The organism is Enterobacter cloacae complex sp. P43RS (assembly GCF_014930585.1).
Lineage (GTDB): Bacteria > Pseudomonadota > Gammaproteobacteria > Enterobacterales > Enterobacteriaceae > Enterobacter > Enterobacter bugandensis.
On sequence record NZ_JADBRJ010000003.1, the window covers coordinates 204,033 to 218,512 of the forward strand.

At 54.8% G+C, this 14,480-nt stretch carries 13 protein-coding genes; 5 read left to right on the top strand and 8 right to left on the bottom strand.

The window, feature by feature from the left end; all coding sequences use genetic code 11:
• Positions 1-85 precede the first annotated feature (85 nt).
• A complete protein-coding gene (locus tag IM294_RS07980) occupies positions 86-1,546 on the top strand; it encodes a PLP-dependent aminotransferase family protein (RefSeq protein ID WP_126818310.1) in 1,461 nt (486 codons plus the stop codon).
• Here the strand turns inward: IM294_RS07980 and IM294_RS07985 are convergent.
• From IM294_RS07985 to acrA, 6 genes are all read right to left on the bottom strand, one after another.
• Positions 1,518-1,985 (bottom strand): YlaC family protein, encoded by a 468-nt coding sequence (locus tag IM294_RS07985; protein ID WP_028012186.1) that lies wholly within the window; start codon positions 1,983-1,985, stop codon positions 1,518-1,520. The two genes, IM294_RS07980 and IM294_RS07985, sit on opposite strands and share 29 nt — an antisense overlap.
• A 116-nt stretch (positions 1,986-2,101) precedes the next feature.
• Positions 2,102-2,653: a maltose O-acetyltransferase gene (maa, locus tag IM294_RS07990; protein WP_028012187.1), complete on the bottom strand. Its 552-nt coding sequence runs from the start codon at positions 2,651-2,653 to the stop codon at positions 2,102-2,104.
• Positions 2,654-2,862: 209 nt separating this feature from the next.
• Entirely contained in the window at positions 2,863-3,081 is a 219-nt protein-coding gene (locus IM294_RS07995; RefSeq protein WP_008499287.1) for an HHA domain-containing protein, read from the bottom strand.
• Positions 3,082-3,108: 27 nt separating this feature from the next.
• A complete protein-coding gene (gene tomB / locus IM294_RS08000) occupies positions 3,109-3,483 on the bottom strand; it encodes an Hha toxicity modulator TomB (RefSeq protein WP_028012188.1) in 375 nt (124 codons plus the stop codon).
• Positions 3,484-3,992: 509 nt separating this feature from the next.
• A complete protein-coding gene (gene acrB, locus IM294_RS08005; protein WP_047367620.1) occupies positions 3,993-7,139 on the bottom strand; it encodes a multidrug efflux RND transporter permease subunit AcrB in 3,147 nt (1,048 codons plus the stop codon).
• A 22-nt stretch (positions 7,140-7,161) separates the two neighbouring features.
• Entirely contained in the window at positions 7,162-8,355 is a 1,194-nt protein-coding gene (gene acrA, locus IM294_RS08010) for a multidrug efflux RND transporter periplasmic adaptor subunit AcrA (protein WP_028012190.1), read from the bottom strand.
• A 141-nt stretch (positions 8,356-8,496) separates the two neighbouring features.
• Here acrA and acrR point away from each other — a divergent pair, with 141 nt between their 5' ends.
• Positions 8,497-9,150, top strand: coding sequence for a multidrug efflux transporter transcriptional repressor AcrR (gene acrR, locus IM294_RS08015; RefSeq protein ID WP_023310602.1), 654 nt, complete (start codon positions 8,497-8,499; stop codon positions 9,148-9,150).
• 112 nt (positions 9,151-9,262) lie between these two features.
• Complete coding sequence (gene mscK / locus IM294_RS08020; RefSeq protein WP_047362428.1) at positions 9,263-12,610, top strand: mechanosensitive channel MscK; 3,348 nt, start codon at positions 9,263-9,265, stop codon at positions 12,608-12,610.
• Position 12,611: 1 nt separating this feature from the next.
• Here mscK and rsmS read toward each other — a convergent pair whose 3' ends face one another.
• Together rsmS and priC are read right to left on the bottom strand one after the other, a co-directional pair.
• The gene (gene rsmS, locus IM294_RS08025) at positions 12,612-12,788 is read right to left on the bottom strand and encodes a pleiotropic regulatory protein RsmS (protein ID WP_045631461.1); all 177 of its coding nucleotides are present in this window, start codon (positions 12,786-12,788) and stop codon (positions 12,612-12,614) included.
• A 14-nt stretch (positions 12,789-12,802) separates the two neighbouring features.
• A complete protein-coding gene (priC, locus tag IM294_RS08030; RefSeq protein WP_049137539.1) occupies positions 12,803-13,330 on the bottom strand; it encodes a primosomal replication protein N'' in 528 nt (175 codons plus the stop codon).
• A gap of 50 nt (positions 13,331-13,380) precedes the next feature.
• Here priC and IM294_RS08035 point away from each other — a divergent pair, with 50 nt between their 5' ends.
• Together IM294_RS08035 and apt are read left to right on the top strand one after the other, a co-directional pair.
• Positions 13,381-13,758, top strand: coding sequence for a DUF454 family protein (locus IM294_RS08035; protein ID WP_063942743.1), 378 nt, complete (start codon positions 13,381-13,383; stop codon positions 13,756-13,758).
• A 151-nt stretch (positions 13,759-13,909) separates the two neighbouring features.
• Positions 13,910-14,461, top strand: coding sequence for an adenine phosphoribosyltransferase (apt, locus tag IM294_RS08040; RefSeq protein ID WP_000127359.1), 552 nt, complete (start codon positions 13,910-13,912; stop codon positions 14,459-14,461).
• Positions 14,462-14,480: the final 19 nt, after the last annotated feature.

Genomic DNA, 14,480 nt, shown 5'->3' on the forward strand with positions numbered 1-14,480 from the left:
TTGAGAAGAGTTCCAGATTAGAAAATTACTGGTTCCTTAAAAAGAACCACTCAGCTATGTTTTGGTGGTACCACAAGGAGATGAGATGAACATACCGGGCGATGAACTTTATACCTTGCTCCATGCTGCGCTTAAAACGCGTGGGGAAGAGACGCTCCAGCGCGCGCTCTATCTCGCTTTGCGGGAGGCCATACTGGGCGGAAGGCTTCGGTCCGGCAGCCAGATGTCCGGCTCGCGAACGCTGGCGCAGCAGCTTTCCGTTTCACGGAACACCGTCAATGCGGCGCTGGACCAGCTCACGCTCGAAGGCTATTTGCTGCGTAACCGTCAGGGGACGCGGGTGGCGCAATTCGCCCATCGTGCCAGCCCGCGGGTTCTGACCGATCCTGAGGTCAGGCTGGCAAAACGTGTCGTCCAGCTGCCTGCGCCTGTGTCGCGCGACACCCCGGTGATGGCCTTTACGCCGGGAACGCCCGCCATCAACTATTTCCCCTTGCCGCTGTGGCGGCGATTGTACGATCGCGTCCTGCGGGAGGAGGGGAGCGCTCTGCTGGGCTATGGCGACCCGGCCGGTGAGCCGTCGCTGCGGGCAGCCATCGCCCGTCACCTTGCGCTTTCTCGCGGCATTGACTGCGACGCCAGCCAGATTGTGATAACCGAAGGGGCGCTGGAGGGCGTCAATCTGTGCACGATGCTGTTAAGCGAGCCGGGGGATGTCGCCTGGGTGGAAAATCCCGGCTACAGCGGGGCCAAAAGCGCCTTCGTCAAAACCGGCCTTGCGATGATCGGCATACCGGTGGATGACGAGGGAATGTGCTGGGAAGGGCTGCATGCGCCTTCACCTGCGCTCGTTTTCACTTCGCCGTCGCATCAGTTTCCTTACGGGAGCGTGCTCAGCGCGCGGCGGCGTCTGGCGCTGCTGGAACTGGCCCGCCAGCACAAGGCGTGGATCATTGAGGACGATTACGACAGCGAATTCCGCTATGTCGGCGAGCCCGTACCGGCGATGCTGGGCATGGTCAACAACGCGCCCGTTGTGTATCTGGGGACGTTCAGTAAAACGCTGTTTCCGTCGCTCCGAATGGGGTTCATGGTGTTACCGCCAGCGCTGGCGAAAGCAGCGCGTCCGGCCATCGGCTCGCTGCTGCGCGGCGGGCATCGCGCAGAACAGCGCACCCTGGCGCTGTTTATCGAGGAGGGGCACTATGCCCGTCATCTTGCCGCCATGCGTCGCCTGTATCGTAAGCGTTACCGCCAGCTGCGGGAGGTGCTGAGCGCAGAGCTTTATACTCCGCACCGTGTTCTTGCCGGTGAAGGGGGAATGCACCTGACATTGGCGATTGACGGTATCGACGACCAGCGGCTGGTGGAGAAAGCGAGGGCATTTCAGCTGGCACCCGCTGCGCTGAGCGGCTATTACCTGGAGACGAAGCAGGGGCAAACCGGCCTGGTTTTAGGTTACGGCAACACCTCTGCTTCGCAGTTTGCGCCGGGTATCCGACGCCTGCAGGCGTTAATTACGCAGCAGCAGGACGGGAAAGGGTAAAAACATCATAAAAAGAGAGCTGGCCTTTCGTTGCGACCATTTTCTGCAGCTTCTCTTTGTGCACGGTTTCGACAGCCGGAGAGTGCAGGATGCTGTCGATAAGCTCATTTGGCACAAAACGCGTGTTGTACCATTCGCCGTTGTAGCAGACCCGGAAATCGAGGACGTCGATATCTTCGTAACGGTAGCGGGGATTCACGTCGAAAAAGAAAAAGGCGTTAAACACGACAAACAGCACCACCAGCAGCCAGACGGAGTCCACCAGCGTTTCGGACTTCAGCATGACAATCAGCGTCGCCAGCCAGGCGGCATACATGGCAACAAACAGCCCGGGATGTTTGCGGATAAAGCTAATGCTAAAGCGCGGGCGATTGTCTCGCTTTTCGCGGTGGTTAAGATCGTCGATGGTGGCGGTAAGCAGGCGCTGTATCTCGGTCATTTTTGGCCTTTTGAGAGTTGACAATACAGGGTATCTGCCAATTTTAGGGGAGCCATCCGGCTGAAAAAAGTAACAGTCGGGCGCTAAAAGACCATAACAGTTGGCTCCCCGGATCGTTACAGCGTTTTGATGATTTTCGCCGGGTTGCCGCCCACGACGACGTTAGCCGGCACGTCTTTCGTCACGACGGCACCGGAAGCCACAACCACATTATCCCCGATGGTGACGCCTGGGTTAATGACCGCACGTCCACCAATCCAGACATTATTGCCAATGGTGACGGGCTTACCAAACTCCACTCCGCTGTTACGTTCTTGCGCATCCAGCGGATGGGTGGCCGTATAAATATGAACGCCCGGCGCGAGCATGCAGTTGTCGCCAATATGTACAGGGCAGACATCCAGCATTACGCAATCGAAGTTGGCGTAAAAGTCTTTGCCCAAATAAATGTTATATCCATAGTCACAGCGGAAGCTCGGCTCAATATACGCCCCTTCGCTTTGTCCCAGCAGTTCCGCCAGAATGTTCTGGCGTTCTGTTTTTTCGTCAGGCGCGGTGTGGTTATAGCGGTGAAGCAGATGGCGCGCCCGAAGCCGGTCGGCGCGTAACGTCTCATCACCAGGGCGGTAATGTTCACCTGAAATCATCTTCTGTTTTTCTATGCTCATCGGAAACCTCTCTGGATGTTATTCCTGAAGGGTAATCGCAACAGGCGTCAAGGGGAACGTTCCCGGAGGGCCGATGTGACCACAGTCACAACATTGTTGCTGATGAGCGCGTTTAACATGGAGACCTGGCTTTCGCGCAGGGAGCATAACGGGACAGGTGAATACAGCTTATAACGTGGCGTAGAACCTCTACAGACACACTTCAAAGATTAACGGACAAATTTCCATACAGAAGTAGGGATTTTGTCATACAGCTTATTCATCGTTAGCTCTGCAAGGCGATGGTCAGCGGCTGAATAAAATACCGCCAGTTCATTATCAGAAAGCTCGTATTTATTCTTTTCAATGACGCGTTCAAGGGTGTCAATTGACTGACAACGTCGTAAGCGCATCAAATAATCGATTTTTGTGAGTGGTTTATCAGACATAAATTCACCTTAGTAATTGTAATAATTTTAACAGGAAAGACTAACCGGGTTAGCTCTGCTCACGTTGACGAAACAGCGGAATAGCCGGTTTCCCGATTTACGCCATTTTTGCAAATCCTGAGTGTTAATGCCGTAACTGCTGAACAACATAAAGGTGTCGTCCAGGTATTCATCAATTTGCTCAATGAGCTTATTATCTTCATTGTACTTAATTTTATAATTAAGTGCGAAGGTAGCGATATGCTCTATCAGCTCATTCAACTGTAAATTGATGGCAGACGTTGGGTCATTTACCCAGCCATGGTTGCTTTCATCAAGATTGGCAAGGCAGTCATGGTACAAGGATTCGCAGAGAAATTTCAACTGCGCGATATCATGCCTTTTTGGCGAGTACTCGTCCATAGCGCATCCCCTTCTGAGTGATTTCTTACTCACCGAACATCATTGTCGGGATGGATACATCTGACTTAGCTACATGAGCGCTGTGTTCCTGATAACCTAACTATAAGCCACTCCTTCCTGGATTTCACCGCGCTATTACGAAAAATTACAAATAAAACCGCAGGCTGCGAGCGTCTACGCAAATGTTCATCCGAAACTGAACTTTTTTATCAGGATTAACGATAGTTTTTTCGCTTCCTTACATTTCATTGGCTTAGCTTACAGCCATAAGAAAAGTTCACATCCGGAGTTCCGTTTGTCTTAACTTTTAATTAGGAATATTCCTAACAACTTAAGCAGGGAAATAGATTTAAAAAAATCCTGAGTTCACCTATTAAGTTATCAGTTAAATATGATATGTCTGTTTAAGGTGACAGAAAATAAATAGGACCTCAATAAGCTTATTTTATGATTTTTTCTGAAAATGAAAAAGGCCGCAAATGCGGCCTTTTTATTATATGAAACCGGTATCAGTGAGGTTCTACCGAATGACTGTGCTCAACATCTTCATTCTTCCGGCTGAAGCGGCGGCGCACCACCACGAAGAACACCGGGACGAAGAAGATAGCCAGTACGGTCGCGGTGATCATACCGCCCATTACACCTGTACCGACCGCGTTCTGCGCACCGGAGCCTGCACCGGAGCTAATAACCAGCGGCATTACGCCGAGGATGAACGCCAGAGAGGTCATCAGGATTGGACGCAGACGCATACGCACCGCTTCCAGCGTCGCCTCAATAAGGCCTTTACCCTCTTTCTCCATCAGATCTTTGGCGAATTCAACGATAAGTATCGCGTTCTTCGCCGACAAGCCAATGGTTGTCAACAGGCCTACCTGGAAGTACACGTCGTTGGTCAATCCACGGAACGTTGCCGCAAGCAGCGCACCAATAACCCCGAGTGGAACCACCAGCATAACGGAGAACGGAATTGACCAGCTCTCGTACAGCGCTGCCAGACACAGGAAGACCACAATCAGTGAAATGGCGTACAGGGCAGGGGCCTGGTTACCGGACAGACGTTCCTGATAGGACATACCAGTCCAGTCATAGCCGATACCCGCAGGCAGTTTGCTGGCCAGCTCTTCCATCAGGTTCATGGCTTCACCGGTGCTTCGGCCCGGTGCGGCCTGACCCAGGATTTCCATCGACGGCAGACCGTTGTAACGTTCCAGACGCGGAGAGCCGTATTCCCAGTGTGACGTTGAGAAGGATGAGAACGGCACCATCTGACCGTTGCTGCCGCGAACGTACCAGTTGTTAATATCGTTCGGCAACATACGGTACTGCGCTTCGGACATGACGTACACTTTCTTCACGCGACCACGGTCGATGAAGTCGTTGACGTAGCTACCGCCCCAGGCCGCGCCCAGCGTGGTATTGATGTCGCTGATGGACACGCCCAGCGCCTGCGCTTTTTCCTGATCGATGTTGATCTTATACTGCGGCGTATCTTCCAGTCCGTTTGGACGTACGCCGACCAGCAGGTCAGGGTGTTTAGCCACTTCGCCGAACAGCTGGTTACGCGCCTGCGTCAGTTTCTCGTGACCCAGACCGCCCTGGTCGATCAGCTGGAAGTCGAAGCCGGTCGCCGTACCCAGTTCAACAATCGCTGGCAGGTTAAAGGCGAAGACCATCGCATCTTTAATCTGCGAGAAGGTGCCCATGGCACGGCCCGTGATCGCTTCAACTTTATTCTCATCGCCCGGACGATCCGCCCAGTCTTTCAGAGAAACGAAGGCGATACCGGTGTTCTGACCACGACCCGCAAAGCCAAAGCCGTTAACCGCAAACACGGATTCAACGTTCGCTTTCTCTTTGGTGAGATAGTAGTCCGTCACTTCGTCCAGCACCTTCTGGGTACGCTCTTGCGACGCCCCTGCCGGAAGCTGTGCCATCGTCAGGAACACGCCCTGGTCTTCATCTGGCAGGAACGAGCTAGGCAGACGAACGAACAGGAATGCCATCCCCACTACGATGATGATATAGAGCAGCAGATAACGACCGGTGCTGCGCAGGATATTGCCCACGCTGTCGGTGTAGTGGTGCGCGCTCTTATCAAACATGCGGTTAAACCAGCCGAAGAACCCTTTATGCTCGCCGTGACCGCCTTTCTGAACCGGCTTCAGCATGGTGGCACACAGCGCTGGGGTCAGGATTAACGCTACCAGTACCGACAGCGCCATCGCGGAGACGATGGTAATGGAGAACTGGCGGTAAATCGCACCCGTAGAGCCCCCGAAGAAGGCCATCGGGATAAATACCGCGGACAGCACCATCGCAATACCGACCAGCGCGCCCTGGATCTGGCCCATAGATTTACGGGTGGCTTCCTTCGGCGGCAAACCTTCTTCCGCCATCACGCGCTCGACGTTCTCTACCACCACGATAGCGTCATCCACCAGCAGGCCGATGGCGAGCACCATCCCGAACATCGTCAGGGTGTTTATCGAGAACCCAAAGGCTGCAAGGATGGCGAAGGTCCCCAGCAGAACGACCGGCACGGCGATGGTTGGGATCAGCGTCGCGCGGAAGTTTTGCAGGAACAGATACATCACCAGGAACACCAGGATGATCGCTTCTACCAGCGTTTTAACCACTTCGTGAATCGAAATTTTAACGAACGGCGTAGTGTCATACGGATAAACGATTTTCAGGCCTGACGGGAAGAACGGTTCCATCTTCTTCAGTTCCGCACGGATCGCCGTCGCGGTGTCCAGGGCGTTCGCGCCTGTCGCCAGTTTGATACCCAGACCGGACGCCGGTTTACCGTTAAACTTCGCGATGATGTCGTAGTTCTCACCACCCAGCTCAACCCTGGCCACGTCGCGCAGACGAACCTGCGAACCGTCCTGGTTCACCTTCAGCAGAATTTTGCTGAACTCATCGGCGGAGGTCAGACGGGTTTGCGCGATAATGGACGCGTTAAGCTGCTGGCCTTTCACCGGCGGCGTACCGCCTAACTGACCGGCTGCCACCTGGGCGTTCTGCGCTTTAATCGCGTTAATCACGTCGACCGGCGTCAGCTGGAAGTTGTTCAGTTTGTTCGGATCCATCCAGATACGCATCGCGTACTGGGAACCGAACAGCTGAACGTCACCCACACCGGACGTACGGCTGATGGCGTCCTTCATGTTGGCGCCCACGTAGTCGGAAATATCCTCCTGCGTCATGGTGCCGTTGGTGTTAATAACGCCGACAACCATCAGGAAGCTGCTGGACGATTTCTCGACGCTCACGCCCTGCTGTTGCACTTCCTGCGGCAGAAGAGGCATTGCCAGCTGCAGTTTGTTCTGCACCTGAACCTGCGCAATGTCCGCATCCGTACCGGATTCAAAGGTCAGGGTGATCTGAACCGTACCGGTGGAGTCACTGTTTGAGGACATGTACATCAGGTTATCGATACCGTTCATGTTCTGTTCGATAACCTGAGTCACGGTATCCTGCACCGTTTTCGCATCAGCCCCCGGGTAGGTTGCGGAGATCGTTACCGCCGGTGGCGCAATCGTTGGATATTGCGCAACAGGCAGCTTCAGGATCGCAAGTCCCCCGGCCAGCATGATGATAATGGCGATCACCCACGCAAATATGGGGCGATCGATAAAGAAATTAGGCATGTCTTAACGGCTCCTGTTTAAGTTAAGACTTGGTTTGTTCTGACTGGCCAGCGGCCGAAGCTTGTTGTTTATCGTCAGATGTCACTTCCTGTGCTTTTACCTGCGCGCCAGGACGTACTTTTTGCAAACCAGTAACAATCACGCGATCGCCATCTTTCAGACCTTCCGTCACCAGCCATTTATCGCCAATCGCCTGCGTGGCGGTGATATTGCGCGTTTCGACTTTGTTATCTGCCCCAACAACCAGTGCGCTCGCATCGCCGCGTGGCGTACGGGTCACACCCTGCTGTGGAACAAGAAGTGCGGTTGGATTCGTTCCTTCTTCCAGACGCGCGCGAACGAACATACCTGGCAGCAGATTTTTGTCAGGGTTCGGGAAAATCGCACGTAAGGTGATGGAACCGGTGGTCTGGTCGACCGTCACATCAGAGAATTCCAGAGTACCTTCCTGCGGGAACTTGATACCGTCGTTGGTAACCAGCTCCACTTTGGCTTTGCCGTTTTCCTGTTTCAGGGTGCCGTTAGCCAGCTCCTGTTTCAGGCGCAGGAAATCGTTGCTGGACTGCGTCACGTCAACGTAGATCGGATCAAGCTGCTGCACGGTAGCCAGCGCAGTGGTCTGCCCGTTCTGCACCAGCGCCCCTTCCGTCACGGCAGATTTACCAATACGACCGCTGATAGGGGAGGTCACTTTGGTATAGGCCAGGTTAATGCGTGCAGTTTCGACAGCCGCTTTGGCTGCTACCACGGCCGCGTTAGCCTGCTGGGCATCTGCCAGCGCGGTATCGTAATCCTGTTGGCTGATGTACTTCGTGCCGAGCAGTTTCTGATAGCGGTTCAGCGTCAGCTGAGCGATTTTTGCCGCCGCTTGTGCTTTAGCCAGGTCACCTTTCGCGCTTTCATAAGAAGCCTGATAGGTTGCGGGATCAATCTGATACAGAGACTCACCGGCCTTCACATCGCCGCCTTCGGTAAAGTTACGTTTCAGGATAATGCCGCTAACCTGAGGACGCACTTCCGCAATGCGGTAAGCGTTTGTACGGCCTGGTAATTCTGTGGTGATCTGCAGAGGTTCAGATTTGAGTGTCACAACGCCGACTTCTGGCGCCTGCTGAGCTCCTTGTTGAGCCGGTTTGTCGTCACATCCTGTAAGCGCTAAGCTGCCTGAGAGCATCAGAACGACCGCCAGAGGCGTTAACCCTCTGTTTTTGTTCATATGTAAACCTCGAGTGTCCGATTTCAAATTGATCAAGGGTCCTGAGTCTAAAAACCCATTGCTGCGTTTATATTATCGTCATGCTATGGTACATACATTCACAAATGTATGTAAATCTGACTCCTGTAAATTCACCCACCTATGGCACGAAAAACTAAACAACAAGCGCTGGAAACCCGACAACACATTCTGGATGTGGCGATACGTTTGTTCTCTCAGCAGGGTGTTTCTTCTACCTCGCTGGCGCAAATTGCTCAGGCTGCCGGTGTGACGCGGGGAGCGATTTACTGGCATTTTAAAGATAAGTCAGATCTGTTCAGTGAAATCTGGGAGCTTTCAGAGTCCAGCATTAGCGATCTCGAGAGTGAGTATCGGGCAAAATTCCCTGACGATCCACTCTCAGTATTAAGAGAAATATTAGTATATATCCTTGAAGCAACGGTAGTTGAAGAGCGTCGCAGATTAATGATGGAAATTATCTTTCATAAATGTGAGTTCGTGGGCGAAATGGCGGTGGTGCAACAGGCGCAGCGCAGCCTCAGCCTGGAGAGCTACGATCGTATCGAACAGAACCTGAACCTGTGTATGCAGGCAAAGCTGTTACCGGCCAATTTACTCACCCGCCGGGCGGCCATCCTGATGCGCAGCTACATTTCAGGTCTGATGGAAAACTGGCTTTTTGCGCCGCAATCCTTTGATCTCAAAGAGGAAGCCCGCAGCTACGTGGCGATTTTACTGGAAATGCTACAGCTCTGCCCGACGCTGCGCAGCGACGCGCCTTCGCTCACGGCCTGAGCCCTTCCAGGATTTATCTCAGAGGCTTACGTTCTCGCTATTCTGCTTCCGACGAGCGTGATATTCTTCACGCCAGACTATTTTCGGTCATCTGCTGACATCATTCACAACTATGCTGCCCATCAATCGCTCGCAACATCCTGTATTTGCATTGCTTTTTGCTATGCTGTTTTTCTTCTCCACCGCGCCGCTTTCCTGGGCCCGCGCAGACAACAGCACTGATATTCCCTCGCGCAGTGAAATTCAGTCGCAGCTCGACACCCTGAACAAACAAAAAGAGCTCTCTCCTCAGGAGAAACTCACCCAGCAGGATCTGACGGAAACGCTGGAAAACATTGATAAGATTGAGCGCGTTAAAGCTGAAACCACCCAGCTTCGTCAGAAGGTGGCGCAGGCGCCGGAGAACATGCGTAAGGCCACGGAAGCGCTGAGCGCGCTGAGCGACGTCGATAACGACGATGAAACGCGCAAAACGCTCTCCACGCTCTCCTTACGCCAGCTGGAATCGCGCGTCGCGCAATTGCTCGACGATCTGCAAACCGCACAGTCTGACCTCGCGACCTACAACAGTCAGCTCGTCTCCCTGCAAACCCAGCCCGAGCGCGTGCAAAACGCGATGTACGCCGCGTCTCAGCAGCTGCAGCAGATCCGCAACCGCCTGAACGGCACCACGGTAGGGGAGGGCACGCTGCGCCCGACCCAGCAAACCCTGCTGCTGGTTCAGCAGTCGCTGCTCAATGCGCAAATCGAACAGCAGCGTAAAAGCCTGGAAGGGAATACGGTGCTGCAGGACACGCTCCAGAAACAGCGTGATTACGTGACGGCGAATATTAATCGTCTGGAGCATCAGCTTCAGCTGTTGCAGGAGGCGGTAAACAGCAAACGCCTGACTCTGACGGAAAAAACCGCTCAGGAAGCCGTCTCGCCGGACGAAACTGCCCGCATTCAGGCCAACCCGCTGGTGAAGCAGGAGCTTGAGGCTAACCACCAGCTCAGCCAGCGCCTGATACTGGCGACGGAAAGCGGCAACTCGCTGGTTCAGCAAAATATCAAAGTGAAGAACTGGCTGGATCGCGCGCTGCAGGCGGAGCGCAACATCAAAGAGCAGATCGCGGTCTTGAAGGGCAGCCTCCTGCTGTCGCGTATTCTCTACCAGCAGCAGCAGACGCTGCCGTCTGCCGACGAGCTGGAGGACATGACCAACCGCATTGCGGATTTACGTCTGGAGCAGTTTGACGTCAACCAGCAGCGCGATGCCCTTTTCCAGAGTGATGCTTTCGTCGCCAAAATTGAAGAGGGGCACTCCAGTGACGTAAACCCGGAAGTGCATGACGCGCTGCTCCAGGTGGTGGATATGCGCCGTGAACTGCTGGACCAGCTCAATAAACAGCTGGGCAACCAGCTGATGATGGCAATTAACCTGCAGATCAACCAGCAGCAGCTGGTCAGCGTGTCAAAAAGCCTGCAGGAGATTTTGACGCAGCAGATTTTCTGGGTGAACAGCAACAAGCCGATGGACTGGGACTGGATTAAGTCCTTCCCGGAGACGCTGAAAACGCAGATTAAGAGCATGAAAATCACCGTGAACTGGGAGAAAGCCTGGCCTGCGGTAATGATTGCTTTCCTGGCGGGCTTACCGCTGCTGCTGATTGCCGGTCTGATCCGCTGGCGTTTGAAATGGCTGAAACAGTACCAGGCGAAGCTGGCCTCGGAAGTGGGGCAACTGCGTAACGACAGCCAGCTCCATACGCCAAAAGCGATTCTGATCGATCTCATTCGCGCGCTGCCGGTGTGCCTGATTATTCTGGCCGTGGGCCTGATCCTGCTCACGATGCAGCTTAACGTCAGCGATCTGCTCTGGGCGTTCAGTAAAAAACTGGCGCTGTTCTGGCTGGTATTTGGCGTGTGCTGGAAGGTGCTCGAAAAAGACGGCGTGGCGGTGCGTCACTTCAACATGCCTGCGCAGCTGACCAGCCACTGGCGTCGCCAGATTGTGCGCGTCAGCCTGGCGCTCCTGCCGCTGCACTTCTGGTCGGTAGTCTCCGAGCTTTCCCCGCTGCATCTGATGGATGATGTGCTGGGTCAACTGGTCATTCTGCTCAACCTGCTGCTGATTGCGATCCTGATGTGGCCGATGTGCCGCGACAGCTGGCGTGATAAAGAGTCCCACAATATCCGTCTGGCCACCGTGACGGTGCTGGCGATCATTCCGCTGGCGCTGATGGTGCTTACGGCAACGGGCTACTTCTACACCACGCTGCGCCTGTCCGGGCGCTGGATCGAGACGGTCTATCTGGTGATCGTCTGGAACCTGCTCTATCAGACCGTGCTGCGCGGCTTAAGCGTCGCGGCCCGCCGCATTGCTTACCGTCGTGCCATTGCGCGTCGTCAGCATCAGGTGAAAGAGGGGGCTGAAGGCGCGGAGCCACAGGAAGAGCCGACCATCGCGCTGGAGCAGGTTAACCAGCAGACGCTGCGTATCACCATGCTGGTGATGATCGCGCTGTTTGCGGTGATGTTCTGGGCGATCTGGTCTGATTTAATTACCGTCTTCGCCTATCTCGACAGTATTACCCTCTGGCAGTACAACGGTACCGAAGCCGGCGCGGCGGTGATGAAAAGCGTCACCATGGGCAGCCTGCTGTTTGCGCTAGTGTCGTCGGTGGTGGCCTGGGCGCTGATTCGTAACCTGCCGGGTCTGCTGGAAGTGCTGGTGCTCTCAAGGCTGAACCTGCGCCAGGGGGCGTCTTACGCCATCACCACCATATTGAATTACGTCATCATTATCGTCGGGGCGATGACGGTATTCGGCTCGCTGGGCGTCTCGTGGGATAAACTGCAGTGGCTGGCGGCGGCCCTCTCGGTCGGTCTTGGTTTTGGCCTGCAGGAGATCTTCGGTAACTTTGTCTCCGGCCTGATTATCCTCTTCGAACGTCCGGTGCGTATCGGCGATACCGTCACCATCGGTACGTTCTCCGGGACCGTCAGCAAGATCCGAATTCGTGCTACCACCATCACTGACTTCGATCGTAAAGAGGTGATCATCCCGAACAAAGCGTTCGTGACCGAGCGTCTGATCAACTGGTCGCTCTCGGATACCACCACGCGCGTGGTGATTCGCCTCGGCGTGGCCTACGGTTCCGATCTGGATAAAGTGAAAGAGGTATTGCTTAAAGCCGCTAAATCGCATCCAAAAGTCATGCACGATCCTGCGCCAGATGTCTTCTTCACCACCTTCGGGCCAAGCACGCTGGATCACGAGCTGCGTTTATATGTGCGTGAACTGCGCGATCGCAGCTACACCGTTGATGAACTGAACCGCGCGATCGACCGCCTGTGCCGTGAAAACAACATCAACATCGCCTTCAACCAGCTTGAGGTTCACCTGCATAATGAGAAAGGTGACGAGCACACGGAAGTGAAGCGCGACATTAAGGGCGACGACCCGACTCCGGCTTAATCTATTTTCCCTCTCCCACAGGGAGAGGGTTAGGGTGAGGGGGAAGTTTCCCCTCAAAATCCCGTCGCACAATCTCCAGCGCTTTAAGCACTGTCTCGGCCGGGATCTCATGATTCTCCAGCAGCATAATCAAATCGACGGCCAGCTTGACCTCGTCGGGTGCATTTTCCAGTGACATAGATGTGGCTCCAGTTAACGGGTCAGGCGTTCAATCACGCGTTCAATCTCATCCAGCGCCTGACGGCAGCGGACGATGCGGCCTTCCAGCGCGCTAATCTCGCGCATCAATAGCTGCTGCTCTTCCAGCGTTTCGCTATTGTTCAGGCGGGCTTCGCGCTCGCGCTTCATCTCAAACAGACGCCGCTCAAACTCCTGGTTCTCCAGCCGCTTGCGCTGCCATTTTCCCAGCCCAGGCGAGGCGCTGTCCCACGCCCGTAGCGGCCAGGCGGCGATTTCGCGGTGCAGGGCGGTGATCTGCTCGGTAAGATGCGCCGCAAGCCACACCACCTGTTCCTGCTGTTCACTCTCAACCGCGTGGCGAAGCTCATCGAGGTTGGTCTGCATCTCAGCAAGGTAATCCTGAATGACGGTGCTGCGGGTGCGGAAAAGCTGCCGGTCAAAGCGCGGTTTCAGCGTGGCGTGTCCCATCAGCGGCGTGGCCTGCGCCCGCAGAGCGATCAGCTGATTTTGCAGCTTCTCAAGAAGCAGTGCTGTTTTCAATGCGCTCTCCAGTGGTAAAGTAGCCGTTCAGTTTGATAACGATTCGCATTATGCAGCGTACTATTTTAATCATCATTGGCTGGCTCGCGGTAGTGCTGGGTACGCTGGGCATCGTATTGCCCTTGCTGCCGACCACCCCGTTTATCCTGCTGGCCGCCTGGTGCTTCGCCCGATCGTCGCCGCGTTTTCACCACTGGCTGCTGTATCGCTCGTGGTTTGGCGGCTACCTGCGGCACTGGCAAAAACACCGGGCCATGCCGCCCGGGGCCAAGCCGCGCGCCATTGCCTTTATCCTGATCACCTTCGCCGTTTCGTTATGGCTGGTGAACATGATGTGGGTGCGTATTCTGCTGCTGGCGATCCTGGCCTGCCTGCTGATCTTCATGTGGCGGATCCCCGTGGTTGATGAAAAGCAACAAAAGCACTGAAGCCTCATCATGGCGGTTGCAATTATGGCGCGCAGCCAGTAAATTCGACCGTTTTCGAGCACAGGTGCGCCTGGTCAAAGGTTAAACAACTGTTACTTTGACCGACTCGTCGCGCGCCGTGAGTAACACTGTTTCATTTAGGCACAAACCGATGACCGCAACTGCACAGCAGCTTGAATATCTGAAAAATAGCATCAAAAGCATCCAGGACTATCCAAAGCCTGGCATTCTTTTCCGTGATGTCACCAGCTTGCTGGAAGACCCGAAAGCGTACGCGCTCAGCATTGAACTGCTGGTCGAACGTTATAAAAACGCCGGGATCACCAAAGTAGTAGGTACCGAAGCCCGCGGCTTCCTGTTTGGCGCACCGGTTGCGCTGGCGATGGGCGTGGGTTTTGTGCCGGTGCGTAAGCCGCGCAAACTGCCGCGTGAAACCATCGCCGAGAGCTACGAGCTGGAGTACGGCACCGATCAGCTGGAAATCCACGTTGACGCGATCAAGCCTGGCGACAAAGTGCTGGTGGTGGACGATCTGCTGGCAACCGGCGGCACCATTGAAGCGACCGTCAAGCTGATCCGCCGTCTGGGTGGGGAAGTGACCGACGCGGCCTTCATCATCAATCTGTTCGATCTTGGCGGTGAACAGCGCCTGGAAAAACAGGGCATTACCAGCTACAGCCTGGTGCCTTTCCCGGGTCATTAATCCCGGTTTTCACAACCTC